This window comes from Delftia sp. NA_296.1 (assembly GCF_052692095.1).
The window spans coordinates 351,856-371,066 of sequence record NZ_JBQZGF010000002.1 but is presented as its reverse complement, the minus strand read 5'-3'; the positions used below and the strand labels follow the sequence as shown (position 1 = coordinate 371,066).

Here is a 19,211-nt window from a genome sequence, read left to right as displayed (position 1 = left end):
CTACTGCACCGAACAGCAACGCACCGCAACGAACAACAAGGAGTCCCGCGATGAGCCATTTTCTGGACAAGCTTTCCTACTTCTCCCTGCCCCGGCAGGAATTCTCCAACGGCCATGGCCAGGTGACGGGCGAGGACCGCACCTGGGAAGACGCCTACCGCGACCGCTGGGCGCATGACAAGGTGGTGCGCTCCACGCACGGCGTGAACTGCACGGGCTCGTGCTCGTGGAAGATCTACGTCAAGGGCGGCATCGTGACCTGGGAGACCCAGCAGACCGACTACCCGCGCACGCGTGCCGACCTGCCCAACCACGAGCCGCGCGGCTGCGCGCGCGGCGCCAGCTACAGCTGGTACCTGTACAGCGCCAACCGCGTCAAATACCCCATGGTGCGCGGCCGGCTGCTCAAGCACTGGCGCGCCGCACTGGCCGTGGCCAGGAGCCCGGTCGATGCCTGGGCCGCCATCGTCGAGAACGTGGATGCGCGCAGCGAGTGGCAAAAGCAGCGCGGCCTGGGCGGCTTCGTGCGCAGCAGCTGGGACGAGGTCAACCGCATGATCGCGGCGGCCAACGTTTACACCATCAAGAAGCACGGGCCGGACCGCATCATCGGCTTCTCGCCGATTCCGGCCATGTCCATGATCTCGTATGCCGCAGGCAGCCGCTACCTGAGCCTGATCGGCGGCGTGTGCATGAGCTTCTACGACTGGTACTGCGACCTGCCGCCGGCCAGCCCCCAGACCTGGGGCGAGCAGACCGACGTGCCAGAGAGCGCCGACTGGTACAACTCCAACTTCATCATCGCCTGGGGCTCCAACGTGCCCCAGACGCGCACCCCCGACGCCCACTTCTTCACCGAGGTCCGCTACAAGGGCGCCAAGGTCGTGGCCGTCACGCCCGACTACTCCGAGGTCGCCAAGCTGGCCGACCTGTGGATGCACCCCAAGCAGGGTACGGATGCCGCCGTGGCCATGGCCATGGGCCACGTCATCCTCAAGGAGTTCTACTTCGGCGAGCGCGGCCGGCCGGCCTATTTCGAGGACTATGCGCGCCGCTACACCGACCTGCCGCTGCTGATCCGCCTCAAGCGCCAGCAACTGCCCGATGGCCGCACGGCCCTGGTGCCCGAGCGCTATGTGCGCGCCAGCGACTTCGACGGCCACCTGGGCCAGGACAGCAATCCCGAGTGGAAGACCGTGGCCTACGGCGAGGACGGCGGCGTGGCCCTGCCCAATGGCTCCATCGGCTTTCGCTGGGGCGAGGCCGGCCGCGCCGACGAGGGCCTGTGGAACCTCGAATCCAAGGAGGCGCGCACGGGCAACGACGTGCAGCTCAAGCTCTCGGTGCTGGACGGCCAGGGCGTGGACAGTGAAGTGGCCGACGTGGCCTTCCCCTACTTCGGCGGCCTGCAGTCGCCGGGGTTCGACGCCAACGAGCAGGGCACGGATGTGCTGCTGCGCCGCGTGCCCGTCTCGCGCATGGTGCTGGACGGCGAGGAGGCCATCGTGGCCACCGTGTTCGACCTGCTGGCGGGCAACTACGGCATCCACCGCGGTCTGGAAGGCGAGGGCGCTGATGGTGGCTATGACGCCGATGCGCCCTACACCCCGGCCTGGCAGGAAAAGATCACCGGCGTGCCGCGTGACCAGGTGATCGCCATTGCGCGCCAGTTCGCCGACAACGCCGAGAAGACGCGCGGCAAGTCCATGGTCATCATCGGCGCGGCCATGAACCACTGGTACCACTGCGACATGAACTACCGCGGCATCATCAACATGCTGATGCTGTGCGGCTGCATAGGCCAGAGCGGCGGCGGCTGGGCGCACTACGTGGGCCAGGAAAAGCTGCGCCCGCAGACCGGCTGGACCGCGCTGGCCTTTGCGCTGGACTGGCTGCGCCCGCCGCGCCAGATGAACTCCACCAGCTTCTTCTACGCCCACACCGACCAGTGGCGCTACGAGAAGCTGGGCGTGGAAGAGGTGCTGTCCCCGCTGGCCGACCGCAGCCAGTATGGCGGCGCCATGATCGACTACAACGTGCGCGCCGAGCGCATGGGCTGGCTGCCCAGCGCCCCGCAGCTGCAGGCCAACCCGCTGCAGCTGGTGCGCGACGCCCAGGCCCAGGGCCTGGACGTGAAGGACCACGTGGTGCAGTCCCTGCAGGACGGCTCGCTGTCCATGAGCTGCGAGGACCCCGACCACCCGGCCAACTGGCCGCGCAACATGTTCGTGTGGCGCTCCAACATCCTGGGCAGCTCGGGCAAGGGCCATGAGTACTTCCTCAAGCACCTGCTGGGCACCACCCATGGCGTGCAAGGAAAAGACCTGGGCCACGATGAAGCCAAGCCGCAGGAAGTGCGCTGGCACGACAAGGCGCCCGAAGGCAAGCTGGACCTGCTGGTCACGCTGGACTTCCGCATGAGCACCACCTGCCTGTACTCGGACATCGTCCTGCCCACGGCCACCTGGTATGAGAAGAACGACCTCAACACCAGCGACATGCACCCCTTCATCCACCCGCTGTCGGCGGCCGTGGACCCGGCCTGGCAGGCCAGGAGCGACTGGGAGATCTACAAGGGCTTCGCCAAGTCCTTCAGCGAGGTCTGCGTGGGCCACCTGGGTGTTGAAAAGGACGTGGTGCTCACGCCGCTGATGCACGACACCCCCGCCGAGCTGGCCCAGCCCGATGGCGTGCGCGACTGGAAGAAGGGCGAGTGCGCCCTGATCCCCGGCAAGACCGCGCCGCAGATTGCCGTGGTCGAGCGCGACTATCCCAACCTCTACAAGCGCTTCACGGCCCTGGGCCCGCTGATGGACAGGCTGGGCAACGGCGGCAAGGGCATCGGCTGGAACACCGAGACCGAGGTGGAGCAGCTGGGCGAGCTCAACGGCCTGGTGCGCGAGGAAGGCGTGAGCCAGGGCCGCCCGCGCATCGTCACCGACATCGACGCCACCGAGGTGGTGATGATGCTGGCGCCCGAGACCAACGGCCACGTGGCCGTCAAGGCCTGGGAGGCGCTGTCGAAGCAGACGGGGCGCGAGCACGCCCACCTGGCCCTGCACCGCGAGGACGAGAAGATCCGCTTTCGCGACATCCAGGCCCAGCCGCGCAAGATCATCAGCTCGCCCACCTGGTCGGGCCTGGAAAGCGAGAAGGTCAGCTACAACGCCTGCTACACCAACGTGCATGAGCTGATCCCATGGCGCACCCTCACCGGCCGCCAGCAGTTCTACCAGGACCATCCGTGGATGCGCGACTTCGGCGAAGGCTTCGTCAGCTACCGCCCGCCCGTGCACATGAAGGCGCTGCAGGAAGTGCAGGGCCAAAAGCCCAACGGCCACCCCGAGATCGCGCTGAACTTCATCACGCCGCACCAGAAGTGGGGCATCCACTCCACCTATGGCGACAACCTGATGATGCTCACGCTGGCGCGTGGCGGCCCCATCGTCTGGCTCAGCGAGGACGACGCCAAGAGCGCCGGCATCGCCGACAACGACTGGGTGGAGCTGTACAACGCCAACGGCGCCATCGCGGCGCGGGCCGTGGTCAGCCAGCGCGTCAAGCCGGGCATGGTGATGATGTACCACGCGCAGGAGAAGACCATCAACACGCCGGGCTCGGAGATCACCGGCACGCGCGGCGGCATCCACAACTCGGTCACGCGCATCGTGCTCAAGCCCACCCACATGATCGGCGGCTACGCGCAGTACAGCTACGGCTTCAACTACTACGGAACCATCGGCACCAACCGCGACGAGTTCGTGCTGGTCCGAAAGATGCGCCGCATCGACTGGCTGGATGACGAAGCTCCGGCCGGCGCGGCCGCCCATGCCTGAACAACAAGGAGAAACACGATGAAAATCCGCGCACAGATCGGCATGGTGCTGAACCTGGACAAGTGCATCGGCTGCCACACCTGCTCCGTCACCTGCAAGAACGTCTGGACCAGCCGCCCCGGCGTCGAATACGCCTGGTTCAACAACGTCGAGACCAAGCCCGGCATCGGCTACCCGCGCGAGTGGGAAAACCAGGCCAAGTGGAACGGCGGCTGGATGCGCCGCACGGACGGCTCCATCGCGCCCCGCCAGGGTGGCAAGTGGAGCCTGTTGATGCGCATCTTCGCCAACCCCAACCTGCCCCAGATCGACGACTACTACGAACCCTTCACCTACGACTACGAGCATCTGCAGTCGGCCAGGGAAAGCAAGGCCGCGCCCACGGCGCGCGCGCGCAGCCTGATCTCGGGCCAGCGCATGGAGAAGATCGAATGGGGTCCGAACTGGGAGGAAATCCTGGGCGGCGAATTCAGCAAGCGCAGCCATGACGTGAACTTCGAGCAGATCCAGAAGGACATCTACGGCCAGTTCGAGAACACCTTCATGATGTACCTGCCGCGCCTGTGCGAGCACTGCCTGAACCCGGCCTGCGTGGCGTCCTGCCCCTCGGGCTCGATCTACAAGCGCGAGGAGGACGGCATCGTCCTCATCGACCAGGACAAGTGCCGCGGCTGGCGCATGTGCGTCTCGGGCTGCCCCTACAAGAAGATCTACTACAACTGGCAAAGCGGCAAGGCCGAAAAATGCATCTTCTGCTACCCGCGCATCGAGGCCGGCCAGCCCACCGTCTGCTCCGAAACCTGCGTGGGCCGCATCCGCTACCTGGGCGTGCTGCTGTACGACGCCGACCGCATCGAGGAGGCGGCCAGCGTGGAGCGCGACCGCGACCTCTACCAGGCGCAGCTGGACATTTTCCTGGACCCCAATGACCCCGAGGTCATCCGCCAGGCCCGCATCGACGGCATCCCCGACGCCTGGATCGAGGCCGCCCAGTCCAGCCCCGTCTACAAGATGGCCGTGGACTGGAAGGTGGCCCTGCCGCTGCACCCCGAGTACCGCACCCTGCCCATGGTCTGGTATGTGCCGCCGCTGTCGCCCATCACCTCGGCGGCGAACGCCGGGCATCTCGACAGTGTCGGCCGCAGCCCCATCAATGGCGACCTGCCCGATGTCTCGCAGCTGCGCATCCCCGTGCAGTACCTGGCCAACCTGCTCACCGCCGGCGACACCACGCCCGTGGTGCGCGCGCTGGAGCGCATGCTGGCCATGCGCGCGTACCAGCGCAGCAAGCACGTGGACCAGGAACAGAACCTGGCCGTGCTCCAGTACGCGGGACTGACGGTGGACGAGGTCGAGGACATGTACCAGACCATGGCGATCGCCAACTACGAGGACCGCTTCGTCATCCCCTCGGCCCACCGCGAATACGCCGAAAGCGCGTTCGATTTGCGCGGCGGCTGCGGCTTCTCGTTCGGCAACGGCTGCTCCGACGGCAGCACCGACGCCAGCCTGTTCGGCGGCAAGAAGCCGCGCACCATCCCCATCCGCGCGCAAATGTGAGGACTGCCGCCATGTTCAATCACAACACCTCCTCCCCCGTGCGCCTGACGCTGCGCGCGCTGGCCTGCCTCATCGGCTACCCCGGCGCCGAGCTGCGCGCCCTGCTGCCGGGCCTGATCGACGCCCTGCGCCTGGAGCAATCCGTGGCGCCCGCGCGGCTGCGCGAGTTGCAGCAGCTGGCCGAGCAGCTGCAGTCCATGGACCCCTTCGAGGCCGAGGCCCGCTACGTGGACACCTTCGACCGGGGCCACCAGACCTCGCTGCACCTGTTCGAGCATGTGCACGGCGACTCGGCCGACCGGGGCCCGGCGCTGATCGACCTGCAGCAGACCTACGAGCGCGCGGGCCTGGCCTTCGAGGCCGACGAACTGCCCGACCACCTGGCCGTGGTGCTGGAGTTCGCCTCCACCCAGCCGCCGGCCATCGCCCGTGAATTCCTGGGCGAGATGGCCCACATCCTCAACGCCCTGTTCACGGCGCTGGCGCGGCGCGACAGCCCCTACGCCAGCGTGATCGCGGCCGTGCTGGAGATCACCGGCCACAGGGCCGAGCGCGTGGAAATCCGCCCCGAGCCCGCCATGGACGAGGCCTGGGCCGAACCCGCCGCCTTCGACGGCTGCAGCAGCCAGGGCAAATCCCGCCCCGGCGCCGAGCAGCCCGTGCATTTCGTGCGCCGCACGGCGGCGCCCCAAGCCCAAGGACCCCGCCAAAGGAGCCTGACATGACCCCCTCCTGGATAGACCACCTGCTCTTCGGCCTCTACCCCTACATCTGCCTGGCCGTGTTCTTCATCGGCAGCTGGCTGCGCTTCGACCGCGACCAGTACACCTGGAAGAGCGACTCCTCGCAGCTGCTGCGCAGCGGCAGCCTGCGCTGGGGCAGCAACCTGTTCCACATCGGCGTGCTGTTCCTGTTCTTCGGCCACACCGTGGGCATGCTCACGCCGCACTTCGTCTACGAGCCCTTCATGGCCGCAGGCGCCAAGCAGCTGCTGGCCATGGTCAGCGGCGGCATCGCGGGCACGCTGGGCTTCATTGGCCTCACCATCTTGCTGCACCGCCGGCTGTCGGACGTGCGCATCCGCGCCAACTCCAGGTTCAGCGACATCGCCATCCTCTGGCTGCTGTGGCTGCAGCTGCTGCTGGGCCTGGCCACCATTCCGCTGTCGGCAAAGCACATGGACGGCTCCATGATGATGGCCCTGGCCGAATGGGCGCAGCGCATCGTCACCTTCCGTGGCGGCGCGGCCGAACTGCTGGCCGAGGCCGGCTGGGTGTTCAAGGCCCACATGTTCCTGGGCATGAGCATCTTCCTGGTCTTCCCGTTCACGCGCCTGGTCCATGTCTGGAGCGGCTTCGGCACCCTGGTCTACCTGCTGCGCCCCTACCAGCTGGTGCGCTCGCGCCGCCTGGGCCTGCCCGCATCGTCGGCACGCCGTGATGCCAAACCCGGCCATTGAGGAGATCGACATGGAACATGGATGCAACGGATCGGGCGGCGGCCACTGCGGCTGCGCGTCTCCAACCCCTTCTTCTTCTTCTTCTTCTACTTCTTCTACTTCTTCCCCGATGGGGGATCTCCCGGCGATTCCCGAAGTGCCCGCCTTCCAGCCCGTGGGCGAGGCCGGGGCCGAGGTGGCCCGCATCAACAACACGCCGCTGCACGCACCCGGACAGCGCCCGCCCGAGCGCGAACTGCGCCAGCGCGCCTGCACCGAGCTGCTGCGCCAGGCGGCCCAGCGCGAAGGCCTGCTGGGCGCCGATGATGCGGCCGGCGACGACGGCGTCATCAGCGAGCGCGCCTCCCAGGCCATAGAGCAGCTGCTGGAGCAATCGCTGCACCTGCCCGAGCCCGGCGAGGACGCCTGCCGCCGCCACTTCGATGCCAACCCCGCGCGCTTCGCCCAGGGCGAGCGCGTGCGCCTGCGCCACGTGCTGTTTGCCGTCACGCCCGGCGTGGACGTGCACGCCCTCACCCAGCGGGCCGAGGCCCTGCTGATCGAGCTGCGCTGCGCCGACGACGCCGGCCTGCGCTTTGCCGAGGCCGCGCGCCAATGGTCCAACTGCCCCAGCGGCCAGCACGGCGGCGAACTGGGCTGGCTGGGCCGCAGCGACTGCGCGCCCGAATTCGCGCGCGATGTCTTTGCCTCCCAGGAAATCGGCGTGCTGCCGCGCCTGGTGCACAGCCGCTTCGGCCTGCATGTGGTCGAGGTCTGCGCGCGCGAGGCGGGCGTTCTGCCCGAGTGGCAGCAGGCGCGCCCGGCCGTCGCCCAGGCCCTGCACCAGCAGACCTGGGTGAGCGCACTCCACCAGTACCTGCAACTGCTGGCCGGCCAGTCCGAGGTGGTGGGCGTGCGCATCAATGCGGCCGACTCGCCGCTGGTGCAATAGCCGGGGAAGTGCCCATGCCCGACGACGAACTGCTGCTGCGCCTGCGGCGCTTCCACGAGCACGCCTTTCCGCAGTACCGTGCGCAGTTCCGCACCCTGGTCGACGAGGGCCAGCACCCGACCACGCTGTTCATCGGCTGCTCGGACTCGCGCCTCGTGCCCTACCTGCTCACGGGGGCGCCGCCGGGCGAGCTGTTCCTGGTGCGCAACGTGGGCGCCTTCGTGCCGCCGTACGACGGATCGCACGGCCACCACGGCACGGCGGCGGCCATCGAATTCGCCGTGCTCAACCTGCAGGTCAGCCGCATCGTGGTCTGCGGCCACAGCCACTGCGGGGCCATCAAGGCCCTGTATGGAGAAGTCTCGCCCGAGGCGCGCAACCTGCAGCGCTGGCTGGACCTGGGCCGCGAGGCCGTGCTGCCCGTGCAGGCCGGCCCCGAGGCGCTGCGCCGCACCGAGCAGCGCGCCGTCGTGCTGCAGCTCGAACGGTTGATGGACTATCCCATGGTGCGATCGCGGGTAGAGGCCGGGCAGCTCAGCCTGCACGGATGGCACTATGTCATCGAAGACGGCGAAGTCCATGTCTTCGATGTCCAGACCGGCCGCTTTGTTGCGGCATCTCAAGCTCCGCACAGCGGCACCGGGCCGTACCCGCCCTACGTGGAGCATGATGGACAAGTGCTTGTCGACTGAGGCCCGAGCAAGTGCCAGGGACGGCGGCAGGCAAGTCAACACGGGAGCCATGCCAATGCATCGCGAAAACCTGGGCCGCGCGCAGGACGCGGCGGATCTGCAGCCCATCAGCCTCGATGTGCTGCGCGAAAAATACCTCAAGAACGGCGAGACCGGCGTGGGCGAGCTCTACGCCCGCGTGGCCCGCGCCCTGGCCTCGGTCGAGCCCGAAGCGCGCCGCGCCGAATGCGAGGCCCTGTTCCTGGCCAACCTGCAGGCCGGCGCCATAGGCGCGGGGCGCATCATGAGCGCGGCCGGCACCGACCTGCAGGCCACGCTGATCAACTGCTTCGTGCAGCCCGTGGGCGACTGCATCCAGGGCGTGGACGACGGCGGCTACCCCGGCATCTACGAAGCCCTGCGCGAAGCCGCCGAAACCATGCGCCGCGGCGGCGGCGTGGGCTACGACTTCTCGCGCATCCGCCCCCGTGGCGCCGAGGTGCGCGCCACCGCCTCGCTGGCCTCGGGCCCGTGCAGCTACATCAACGTCTTCGACCAGTCCTGCGCCACCGTGGAAAGCGCGGGCGCGCGGCGCGGCGCCCAGATGGGCGTGCTGCGCATCGACCACCCCGACGTGCTCGAATTCATCACCGCCAAGCGCACGCCGGGCCGCTGGAACAACTTCAACGTCTCGGTCGGCGTCAGCGACGCCTTCATGCAAGCCGTGGCCGAAGACCAGCCCTGGCACCTGGTGCACCGCGCCCGCCCCGGCACCGCCCTGCTGGAGCAGGGTGCCCACCAGCGCGCCGACGGCCAGTGGGTCTACCAGACCCTGCCCGCCCGCACGCTGTGGGACACCATCATGCGCTCGGCCTACGACTTCGCGGAGCCCGGCATCCTCTTCCTGGACCACATCAACGACGACAACAACCTGCGCTACTGCGAGGAGATCGCGGCGACGAATCCTTGCGTCACGGCAGATACCTGGGTGCTCACCGAGTCGGGACCAGCCCAGGTTGCAGACCTCGTCGGAAAGACATTTGGCGCCGTGGTCGACGGCCAGGTTTACGCCACCGAAAGTGCGGGCTTCTTTGCCACCGGCCGCAAGCCGGTGCTGCGGCTGACCACACGCGAGGGCCAGGTGCTGCGCCTGACCGCAGACCATCTGGTGCGGCGTGTCGCTCGCCGCACGCGCTATGCGTTGCAGGCTGAATGGACTCCGGCCGCCCAACTGCAGGCAGGCGACGAGGTACTGCTGCACAACCACCGTGCGTTTCAAGGCTGGGATGGGCAGGGCACCGAGGCCGAAGGCTACCTGCTGGGCCTGCTGATAGGCGATGGAACCCTCAAGGCCGACAAGGCTGTGATCAGCGTATGGGCGCCCGAGCTGCGCCAGGTCGCAGGCAACGCCGGCAGTGCGGTGGCCTATGCCGCCACGGGCGCGGCAGGCATCATGCAGGCCGCCGAGGCTGCAGCAGCCAGCTTGCGCCACCGCGCGGATTTCCGTGGATTCCAGCGGCCAGTGGCGGGACGTGGCGAGGCGCGCATGGCCAGTGCCGCATTGCGCGATCTGGCGCTTGGCATGGGGATGGAGCCAGGGCGCAAGTGCATCACCAAGTCCATGGAAGCGGCCTCTTCTGCATTTTCCGCAGGGCTGCTGCGCGGCCTGTTTGATGCCGATGGATCGGTCCAGGGCACACAGGACAAGGGCGTGAGCCTGCGCCTGTCCCAGAGCGATTCTGAGTTGCTGCGTACCGTGCAGCGCATGCTGCTGCGCCAGGGCATGGCTTCGACGATTTATGAGAACCGTCGGCCAGCCCAACTGCGCGCCATGCCCGACGGCAAAGGCGGCCAGCGCGACTATGCAACCCAGGCACAGCATGAACTGGTCATCAGCGGCGACAACCTTGGCATCTTCGCCGACCGCATAGGCCTTGCGGACACCGACAAGGCCGAACGGCTGGAGCAGGCCCTGGCCCAGTACCGGCGCACCCCGAACCGTGAGCGCTTCACTGCCACCGTCCAGGCGTTGGAGAGCGACGGCGAGGAAATGGTCTATGACGTCACGGTGGCGGACTGCCACGCCTTCGACGCCAATGGCCTGTATGTGCACAACTGCGGCGAACAGCCGCTTCCCTCCTACGGCTGCTGCGACCTCGGCCCCGTCATCCTCACGCGCTTCGTGCGCCATCCGTTCGGCTTCGCGGGCGAGCCTGTGTTCGACTTCGAGGCCTTCGAGCGCGCCGTGGCCGTGCAGGTGCGTGCGCTGGACAACGTGCTGGAGCTGACCTGGTGGCCGCTGCCGCAGCAGCGCGAGGAAAGCGAGGCCAAGCGGCGCATCGGCGTGGGCTTCACGGGCATGGGCAATGCGCTGGCCATGCTGCGCCTGCGCTACGACGCGCCCGAGGGCCGGGCCATGGCCGCGCGCATTGCCGAGCGCATGCGCGATGCGGCCTATGGCGCCTCAGTGGAGCTGGCGCGCGAGAAGGGGGCCTTCCCCAAGTTCGACGCCGATGGCTACCTGGCCGAAGGCACCTTCGCCAGCCGCCTGCCCGAGGCGCTGCGCCAGCGCATACGCACGCACGGCATACGCAACAGTCACCTGCTGTCCATTGCGCCCACGGGCACGGTCAGCCTGGCCTTTGCCGACAACGCCTCCAACGGCATAGAGCCGCCGTTCTCCTGGACCTACAAGCGCAAGAAACGCACGGCCGATGGCGGCAGCGCCGAGTACGCGGTCGAGGACCATGCCTGGCGCCTGTACCGCTCGCTGGGGGGCGACGTGCAGCAGCTGCCCGACTACTTCGTCAGCGCGCTGCAGATGCCTGCGGCCGGCCACATCGCCATGATGCAGGCCGTGCAGCCCTTCGTGGACACGGCGATCTCCAAGACCGTCAACGTGGCCGCCGACTATCCCTACGAGGACTTCAAGGACCTGTACCGCCAGGCCTGGAAGGCCGGCCTCAAGGGCCTGGCCACCTACCGGCCCAACACCATCCTGGGCGCTGTGCTCGAAACCCATGCGCCTGAATCTGCTGAAAAGCCGGCCTCCCCCGCGCCGGCAGGGGCCGCGGCTTCCGCACCCGACCCCCTGCGCACCGTGATAGAAAGCCGCCCGCAGGGCGCGCTGGACGCCGTGGCCGAGAAGATCGAGTACTGGACCCAGCAAGGCCCCAAGCGCCTGTACCTGGTCGTCTCCTTCCTGCCCGTGGTCCTGCCCGATGGCCGCACGGTGGACCGCGCCATCGAATTCTTCATGCCCGTGGGCCAGAGCGGCGAGTCCCAGCAATGGGTGACCTCCAGCATGCGCCTGCTGTCACTGGCCGCGCGCGGCGGCTTCCTGGAGCGCGCCCTCAGCGACATGCGCAAGGTGGCCTGGGACCGGGGCCCCGTGCGCCTGGGCACCCACCAGCGCGACGACGGCACGCGCGTGCCCATGTGGCACGACTCCGAGGTGGCCGCCATCGCCTATGCGGTGCAGAACATCCTGGCCCGGCGCGGCAGCGGCGCACCGCCCGCCCCATCGCCGCTGCCCGAGCCCGAGGCTCTGGCCACCGACCCCATGGTCATGGCCGGCCGCAAATGCGAGGAATGCGGCGCCCATGCCGTGATCCGCAAGGACGGCTGCGAGTACTGCACGGCCTGCGGCAACCTGGGGAGTTGCGGGTGAAAGTTACCGTGGCCCCGCGCCCGCAGGGCGATGCCGTGCCCGGTTGGCGCGCGCCCGGCACGGGCTTCGACCAGCCCTTCGAGATGCTCGAAGCCTGCCACGAGCGCGTGCTGCGCATGCTGGCGCTGCTGGACCGGCTGCGCGTGTATCTCCGGACCAAAGGTTGCGACGACAGCGCACGCCAGGCGGCGCGCGACATCCTGCGCTACTTCGACCAGGCGGCGCCGCTGCACCATGAGGATGAGGAGCTGTATGTCTTCCCGCCGCTGCTGGAGCAGGGCGATGCGCAGACCGTGGCCCTGGTGCAGCGCCTGCAGCGCGAGCACGGCCTGATGAGCGCCGACTGGGCGCTGGCGCGCCAGCCGCTGCTGGACATGGCCGAGGGGCGTTGCCAGGGCTTTGGCGCGGCTGACGAGGCGGTGTTCGAACGCTTCGCGGCCTGCTATGCCAGCCATGTCGAGAATGAAGAGCGGCTGGCCTACCCCCAGGCGCGCGGCCTGCTGCCAGAGGCAACGCAGGCGGCCATGGGCCGTGAGATGGCCGTGCGCCGGGGCGCAGACCTGTCACGGAGATAGCGCCGCCGGCTGCGCGCGGGAGCCGGCGCGGCGATACTCGCAGGCTTTGGACCTGCCCCTGCCTCGCCTGCCATGCCCGAGCGCCGCCCCATTTTCCTGCTTCGCATTGCACTGACCCTGCTGGGCGCCTTTGCCGCCGCCCAGCTGTGCCTGTGGCTGCGCACGCCGCTGCCCTGGATGCTGGGGCCGCTGATCGCTACCTCGCTGGCCTCCATCCTGGGCGCGCCCACGGCCAGCGCGGGCCGGCTGCGCAACGGCGGGCAGTGGATCATCGGCGCCTCGCTGGGCCTGTATTTCACGCCGGCCGTGGTGCAGTTGATCGCGGGGCTGTGGTGGGCGATTGCCGTGGCCATCGTCTGGGCGCTGCTGCTGGGTTGGGGCTTCGGCGCCTGGCTGTACCGCGTGCATGCGCCGCGCATGCCGCAGATACCGGCGGGCGAGATGCGCGCCACCACCTACTTCGCGGGTGCCATTGGCGCGGCCTCTGAAATGACGCTGCTGGCCGAGCGCGAGAACGCGCGCACCGACCTGGTGGCGGCCAGCCACAGCCTGCGCCTGGTCATCGTCACCGTGAGCATTCCGTTTGCGCTGCAGTGGAGCGGCCTGCACGGGCTGGAGGGGCTGACGCCGCCCAGCATCCGCATCGTCGAATGGCCGGGGCTGGCGCTGCTGGCCGTGCTCACGGGCCTGGGCGCCTGGGCCATGGACCGGCTCAAGCGGGCCAACCCCTGGTTCCTGGGCGCGCTGCTGGTGTCCATGCTGCTGACCATGTGCGGCCAGGAACTGTCAGCCGTGCCCCAGGCCCTGGTCAATGCGGCGCAGCTGGTGATCGGCATCAGCCTGGGCGTGCGCTTCAAGCGCGAATTCCTGCACACCGCGCCGCGCTGGCTGGGCTCCGTGGCCGTGGGCACCGTGGGGCTCATGGCGATCTGCGCGGGCTTTGCCTGGCTGCTGCACCTGGCCGTGGACCTGCCCTGGGTCACGCTGCTGCTGGGCACCTCGCCGGGCGGCATCACCGAGATGGCCATCACCGCCAAGGTGCTGCAGCTGGGCGTGCCCGTGGTCACGGCCTTCCAGGTCTGCCGGCTGATCGCCGTGCTGCTGCTGGTGGCGCCGCTGTTCCGCTGGGTGGAGGCGCGCGGGCCGGCCGCGTCGCGCACGGCCTAGGGCCCACCTCACCACAGCCCACTGTCGCTGGTAGACACCGCAATCGCACCACCGGCCAGCGCCTGTTGCACCTGCTCCTGACTGCAGACGAAGCCCGAGGCCACTAGCGGCGGCAGGATGCGGCGCTCGGCCTCGGTGATGTGGGCCAGCATGGGGGCGGGCATGATCTGCACGAGGTTGGGGTCGCTCTGCTCCACGGCCTTGATGCTGCGCGGCCAGGTGGAGCGGTCGGTGACGAAGACCTTCTGCATGGTCAGCAGCCCGGCCTTGTTGGCGCGCTGGATGGTGGCCACGCGCGTGGACAGCAGGCTGCTGGCGCCCAGATCCACAAGGTAGTCCACGCCGCCCTTGTCGGGCGAGATGCCGTCGCAGCTGTCGATGTTGACGATGGCGATCTTGCCCGCCCCGGTGATGGTGGAGATCACCGAGCGCAGGCGGCGCAGTTCGATGTTGGCGACGATGGCGACTTCGGCCTGGCTGGCCAGCAGCGCGTCCATCTGCTCGGCCCCGTAAAGGGTGGCGATGACGGGGCGGCGCGCCAGCCGCGCGCCCAGGGAGTTGTCCGGGCGGCCCATGTCAGAGGTCCAGCCCCAGCTTGCCGGGGTTGAGCAGGTTCTTGGGGTCCAGCATGCGCTTGGTGGCCTCCAGCAGGGCAAAGGCCGGGCCCAGCGATTGCCGCATGTAGGGCGCGCGCAGCAGGCCCACGCCGTGGTGGTGGCTGAGCGTGGCGCCGTGGCGCAGCAGCACGGCGTTGGCCGCGTCCCAGGCCGCGCGGTACCACTGGGCGCGCTGGTCCACGGCCACCTCGCCGCGCAGCGAAAAGTACAGGCAGGCGCCATCCACATAGGCATGCGACTGGTGGGCCGAGCCGGCCAGGGTGCCGGGGATGGCCTGCAGGGCGGCGACCACTTCCTCGTAGATGGCCGGCAGGTCTTTCCAGGGGCCGCACATCTCCAGCGTGTCGGCGACGAAGCCCGGGCCTTTCTTGAAGCCCTCGGCGCTCTTGCCGGTCAGGTAGCGCGTGTCCAGCCAGCGCTCCAGGGTGGCGGCGCCGTCCAGCCGTTCACCCCAAGGTGCACACACACGCTCGCAGATGGCCATGACGGCATCGACGATCTCGGGCGCGCCTTCATCGGCGATCAGCAGCACGTTGAGGTCGCTGCGGCCGAATTGCACGCCGCTTTCCAGCGCGTCGTACAGCCGCAGCGCGGCGGGGTTGGCGCCTTGCTGCAGGATCTGGCGGCAGGCCTCCAGGCCCTGGGCAAAGCTGGCGAAGCCATAGGCGATGGCGCGGCCGTGGTCGGGCAGGCGGTGCAGCTTGAAGCGGATGCGCACGATCACGCCCAGCGTGCCTTCCGAGCCGATGAACAGCTGCTGCAGGTCCGGCCCGATGGCCGCGCGCGCGTAGCCGCCCACGGTGACGAGGCGGCCATCGGCCAGCACCACGTCCATGCCGTGGACCATGTCCTCGATCTTTCCGTAGCGCGTGGACAGCTGGCCCGCGCCCCGGCAGGCCACCCAGCCGCCCACGGTGCTGATGCCGAAGGACGAGGGCCAGTGGCCCATGGTCATGCCGTGGCGGCGCTGGATGGTTTCCTCGAACACGTCGCCGAACATGCCGGCCTCGACCTCGACGATCTGGCTTTGCTCGTCCATGGCGATGAAGCGGTTGAGTTCGCACAGGTCCAGCACGATGCCGCCGCGCAGGGGCAGGGCCGCGCCCGTGACGTTGCTGCGCCCGGCCGAGACGGTGACGGGAATGGCATGCGCGTCGGCAATGCGCATCACGGCCTGCACCTGCTCCACGGTGGATGCATGGGCGATGACGGCCTGCGGCGTGGCCGGGTGGCCCGAGGTCTCGGCCACCATGGTGCGCGCCCACCAGTCGCGCGTGCCGGCGACGATGTCGGCGCGCTCGGTCTGCACGCGGTCGCAGGCGGTGCGCAGCGCGGCGAGCGCGGCCTCGGGCACGGCCACGGGTTCGTGCTGCAGGCCGCAGGCAGGACCTTCGGAGGCAGGGCGGTCGGCTGCAGGTGCGGCCTGCGCCGCCCAGCCCGGGGTCGTGGGGGCGCCCACCACGTAGTTGCGGCGGTTGTAGCCGCGGGCGATTGCGTCTTTGCTCAGCATTGGATGTCTCCCATCAAAATCTGTTTTTCGCGCTCCACGGCGCGGCGGTAGTCGTGGACCTGTTGCGCGACCTGCGCGGGTGTCAGTCCCAGTTCATCGGCCAGGATGTCGCCCACGCGCTGCGCGGCGTGGGCCGAGGCATCGCGCGCCATGAGGCGGGCGCGCAGGCGGCGCGAGAGCACGTCGTCCACGCTGGCCGCCATTTCGTGGCGCACGGCGTAGAGGACTTCGGCCTCGGTATGGGGCAGGCCCTGCACGATGGGCCGGGCCAGTTCGTGCCGCACGGCCAGCAGGTCGCTGACGAAGCGCGCCTCCGTGCCGTAGCGCTCGCCCAGGTGGGCCGACAGGCCGCCCGTGGCCGTGATGGCCTGGGCGTCGTAACCAGCCGCGCCCAGCACAAAGGCCGAGGTGGTGGTGCAGCGCGTGCGCCGGCCCAGCAGTTTCTCGACGGCGTCCACGGTCTGCTCGGCCATGTGGCGCGAGGTGGTGAGCTTGCCGCCCACGATGGTGACCAGGCCGTCGGCCGCCACATGGATTTCGTGGTTGCGCTTCATCTCCACGGTCTTGCCGCCGGGCGGGCCGACCAGGGGGCGGCAGCCGGCGATGGAGCCGACCACATCCTCGGGCGACAGGTCCACCTTGAGTGCGGAGCGCGCGCCTTCCAGCAGGAAGTCCAGCTCGGTGCGCGTGCAGTGCACGTCGTCCAGGCCGCCCGCGTAGTCCTCGTCGGTGGTGCCCAGGTAGGAGACATCGCCCCAGCGCGTGATGGTGGCGCGCCGGCTGCGGCCCGGCACGGGAATGGTGACGGTGCAGTCGTTGCGTATGCGCAGCCAGGGAATGGCCACGTGCACGCCCTTGGCGGGGCGCACGTGCAGCCGGGGCTCCTGGCCGGGCTTGCGGCCATCCCAGTCGCGCAGCCACACGCCCGTGGCCATGACCACGCTGCGCGCGCGCACCGTGATCTCGCGGCCATCGGCCTGGACGATGGCGCCATCCACGCGGCCGTGGGCGTTGCGCGTGACGGCGGTGGCCTGGCAGTGGTTGAGCACGGCCGCGCCGTGGAAGGCCGCGGTGCGCGCCACGGCCAGCGTGAGCCGCGCATCGTCCACGCGCGCGTCGAAGTACATGTAGCCGCCCAGGAGCTGCTCTTCGCGAAAGCTCGGGCAGTGCGACAGCACCTCGGCCTTGCCGAGCTTGCGGTGCAGGATGCCTTCGCGCCAGCCGCCGGCCAGGTCATAGGTCCACAGCAGGCTGCCGAAGGCCTTGGCCAGGCGGGCGTCGAAGACGCCGTCGCGCTCCATCACGGGAAACAGGAAGGGCAGGCGCTGCACCAGGTGCCGCGCATTGCGGCGCAGGCGCTGACGCTCCAGCAGCGAGTGCCGCACCAGTCCCAGGTTGCCCTGCTCGATGTAGCGCAGGCCGCCGTGCACCATCTTGGAGGACTTGGACGAGGTGCCCGAGGCGAAGTCGTCCTTCTCCACCAGCGCCACGCGCAGGCCGCGAAGGCTGGCGTCCAGCGCCGCATAGGCGCCGGTGATGCCGCCGCCGATGACCAGCAGGTCGAAGGCCTCGTCACCCAGCCGCGCGAGCTGGTCCGCGCGCTGCAGCTGCAGCGGCACGGTCTGGGTCAGTGCGGCGCTGTCCCTGCGCTCCTTGCCAAAGGGCCATTGCATCATGCGCAGCCCTCCAGGGCGGCGCTGCGCCCGGGGGCCCGGGCGCGGGCCAGTTCGTCGCCCACGCGGGCGCGCCAGATGCGGCGGCGCTCGCCGCGCTCGTCGGCGGCCATGCGCGGGGTGAAGACCGCTTCGGTGCGCAGCGTGGCGCAGGCCTGTTCCAGCCCGTCCCACAGCAGGCCCGCACTGCCGGCCATGAAGGCGATGCCGCGCAGGCTGGCCTTGTCGGTATCGGCCAGGCGGCGCACGGGCAGGCCGCCCAGGTCGGCCTGGATCTGCAGCAGCGCATCGCTGCCCGACAGGCCGCCGCCCACCAGCAGCTCGCCCACCTCGGTGCCCGAGGCCGCCTCGTCCGCCTGCACGCAGGAGGCCACGGAATGCGCAATGCCTTCGAGGATGGAGCGCGCCAGCTGCGGCCGCGAGGTGGCCATGGACACGCCCGAGATCGAGGCCCGCGCGCCCGGCTCCATGGCAGGCAGGCGCAGGCCCGTGAGCGCGGGGATGAAGACCAGGTCGGCCGGCGTCTCGGCCTCGCGGGCCAGGGCGCTGATCTGCTGCGGGTTGTCGAACCACTGCAGCTTCTCGCAGATCCAGTTGAGCGCCGAGCCGGTGGTGGGCACATAGGTCTCGATGGCATAGCGCGAGACACCGCCCATGCGCCGCGCCGTCATGGTCAGCGAGCTTTCATGGGCCGCGTCATGCGCGGGCAGCTTTGTTCCCGTGAGCACATCGACGAAGCTTCCCGTGCCATGCACGCACAGCGCCTGGCCCCGCTCCAGGCAGCCCAGGCCCACGGCGGCCGCATGCTGGTCGCCCGCGCAGGCCAGGATGGGCACGGCCAGGCCCAGCAGCTCGGTGCGCGTGCGGCCGAAGTCCTGCACGTCCTCGCACAGGCGGGGCAGCAGTTCGGCGGGAAACTCCAGCGCGTCCAGCCAGTCCTGCAGATAACGGTGATCGCCCAATGCATAGGCGTTGCCCGAGGTCACATTGGTGGGCGTGGTGACCACGGCGCGCGCATCCGACAGATGCCACAGCAGCCAGGAGTCGATGGTGCCGAAGGCCAGGCGGCGCTGCTGCCAGGCACGGGCCACGGCCGCATCCTCACGCAGCTTGCGCGCGGCCCACAGGTAGGGCGAACGCACGCCCACGGGCCGGCCCGCGTGGCGGATCAGCCGGGCATCCCAGTCGCCGGCCAGCAGGGCCAGTTCGTCGCGGTAGCGCGAGTCCTGCCAGACCATGATGGGCGCCAGCGACCGGCCTGTGACCGTATCCCAGAGCACGGCCGAGCAGCGCTGGTTGGCAATGGCCAGGGCCACGATCTGCTGGCCGCAGCCCTGTGCGCGGGCGATGGCGCGGCGGCACACGTCCAGCGTGCGCTCCAGCAGCAGGTCGGCGTCCTGCTCGACCACGCCGGGGCGCGGGCAGTGGATTTCCAGCGGCAGATAGTCCTGGGCGGACACCTGCCCGTCGCGTCCCACGACGGCGGCGCGCGTGCCCGAGGTGCCTTCGTCTATGCAAAGGATCACGGCTTCATGGTGCATG

The 19,211-nt window shown here is 69.4% G+C and carries 13 protein-coding genes; 9 read left to right on the top strand and 4 right to left on the bottom strand.

All coding sequences use genetic code 11. The annotated features are described in order from the left end of the window. Nucleotides 1-50 precede the first annotated feature (50 nt). The 9 genes from ACUTR7_RS06145 (at nucleotide 51) to ACUTR7_RS06105 (ending at nucleotide 13,869) form a co-directional block, all read left to right on the top strand. Nucleotides 51-3,836 (top strand): nitrate reductase subunit alpha, encoded by a 3,786-nt coding sequence (locus tag ACUTR7_RS06145; RefSeq protein WP_445608367.1) that lies wholly within the window; start codon nucleotides 51-53, stop codon nucleotides 3,834-3,836. A gap of 18 nt (nucleotides 3,837-3,854) precedes the next feature. Then, nucleotides 3,855-5,396: a nitrate reductase subunit beta gene (gene narH / locus ACUTR7_RS06140; protein ID WP_012203041.1), complete on the top strand. Its 1,542-nt coding sequence runs from the start codon at nucleotides 3,855-3,857 to the stop codon at nucleotides 5,394-5,396. 11 nt (nucleotides 5,397-5,407) lie between these two features. Then, nucleotides 5,408-6,121 (top strand): nitrate reductase molybdenum cofactor assembly chaperone, encoded by a 714-nt coding sequence (narJ, locus tag ACUTR7_RS06135; RefSeq protein ID WP_043820331.1) that lies wholly within the window; start codon nucleotides 5,408-5,410, stop codon nucleotides 6,119-6,121. Continuing rightward, complete coding sequence (gene narI / locus ACUTR7_RS06130; RefSeq protein ID WP_071954236.1) at nucleotides 6,118-6,855, top strand: respiratory nitrate reductase subunit gamma; 738 nt, start codon at nucleotides 6,118-6,120, stop codon at nucleotides 6,853-6,855. The genes narJ and narI overlap by 4 nt, the downstream gene beginning before the upstream one ends. Before the next feature lie 109 nt (nucleotides 6,856-6,964). Continuing rightward, nucleotides 6,965-7,786, top strand: a complete 822-nt coding sequence (locus ACUTR7_RS06125) for a peptidylprolyl isomerase (RefSeq protein WP_445608366.1) — start codon at nucleotides 6,965-6,967, stop codon at nucleotides 7,784-7,786. A 14-nt stretch (nucleotides 7,787-7,800) separates the two neighbouring features. Then, nucleotides 7,801-8,478 (top strand): carbonic anhydrase, encoded by a 678-nt coding sequence (locus tag ACUTR7_RS06120; RefSeq protein ID WP_013804384.1) that lies wholly within the window; start codon nucleotides 7,801-7,803, stop codon nucleotides 8,476-8,478. Between the two features lie 55 nt (nucleotides 8,479-8,533). Beyond that, nucleotides 8,534-12,127, top strand: coding sequence for an LAGLIDADG family homing endonuclease (locus ACUTR7_RS06115; protein ID WP_445608365.1), 3,594 nt, complete (start codon nucleotides 8,534-8,536; stop codon nucleotides 12,125-12,127). Beyond that, complete coding sequence (locus ACUTR7_RS06110; protein ID WP_445608364.1) at nucleotides 12,124-12,702, top strand: hemerythrin domain-containing protein; 579 nt, start codon at nucleotides 12,124-12,126, stop codon at nucleotides 12,700-12,702. The genes ACUTR7_RS06115 and ACUTR7_RS06110 overlap by 4 nt, the downstream gene beginning before the upstream one ends. 72 nt (nucleotides 12,703-12,774) lie before the next feature. Then, nucleotides 12,775-13,869 carry an AbrB family transcriptional regulator gene (locus ACUTR7_RS06105; protein WP_043820322.1) on the top strand — a complete coding sequence of 365 codons (1,095 nt, stop codon included), beginning with the start codon at nucleotides 12,775-12,777 and terminating at the stop codon, nucleotides 13,867-13,869. Nucleotides 13,870-13,877: 8 nt separating this feature from the next. Here ACUTR7_RS06105 and ACUTR7_RS06100 read toward each other — a convergent pair whose 3' ends face one another. The 4 genes from ACUTR7_RS06100 to ACUTR7_RS06085 are packed head-to-tail and all read right to left on the bottom strand — an operon-like array spanning nucleotide 13,878 to nucleotide 19,210. Further along, nucleotides 13,878-14,444, bottom strand: coding sequence for a glycerol-3-phosphate responsive antiterminator (locus tag ACUTR7_RS06100; protein WP_012203049.1), 567 nt, complete (start codon nucleotides 14,442-14,444; stop codon nucleotides 13,878-13,880). 1 nt (nucleotide 14,445) lies between these two features. After that, nucleotides 14,446-15,996 carry an FAD-binding oxidoreductase gene (locus ACUTR7_RS06095; protein WP_445608363.1) on the bottom strand — a complete coding sequence of 517 codons (1,551 nt, stop codon included), beginning with the start codon at nucleotides 15,994-15,996 and terminating at the stop codon, nucleotides 14,446-14,448. Continuing rightward, complete coding sequence (locus ACUTR7_RS06090) at nucleotides 15,990-17,672, bottom strand: FAD-dependent oxidoreductase (RefSeq protein ID WP_445608362.1); 1,683 nt, start codon at nucleotides 17,670-17,672, stop codon at nucleotides 15,990-15,992. Before ACUTR7_RS06090 ends, ACUTR7_RS06095 begins: the two co-directional genes overlap by 7 nt. Beyond that, a complete protein-coding gene (locus ACUTR7_RS06085) occupies nucleotides 17,669-19,210 on the bottom strand; it encodes an FGGY family carbohydrate kinase (protein WP_012203052.1) in 1,542 nt (513 codons plus the stop codon). The genes ACUTR7_RS06090 and ACUTR7_RS06085 overlap by 4 nt, the downstream gene beginning before the upstream one ends. Nucleotide 19,211: the final 1 nt, after the last annotated feature.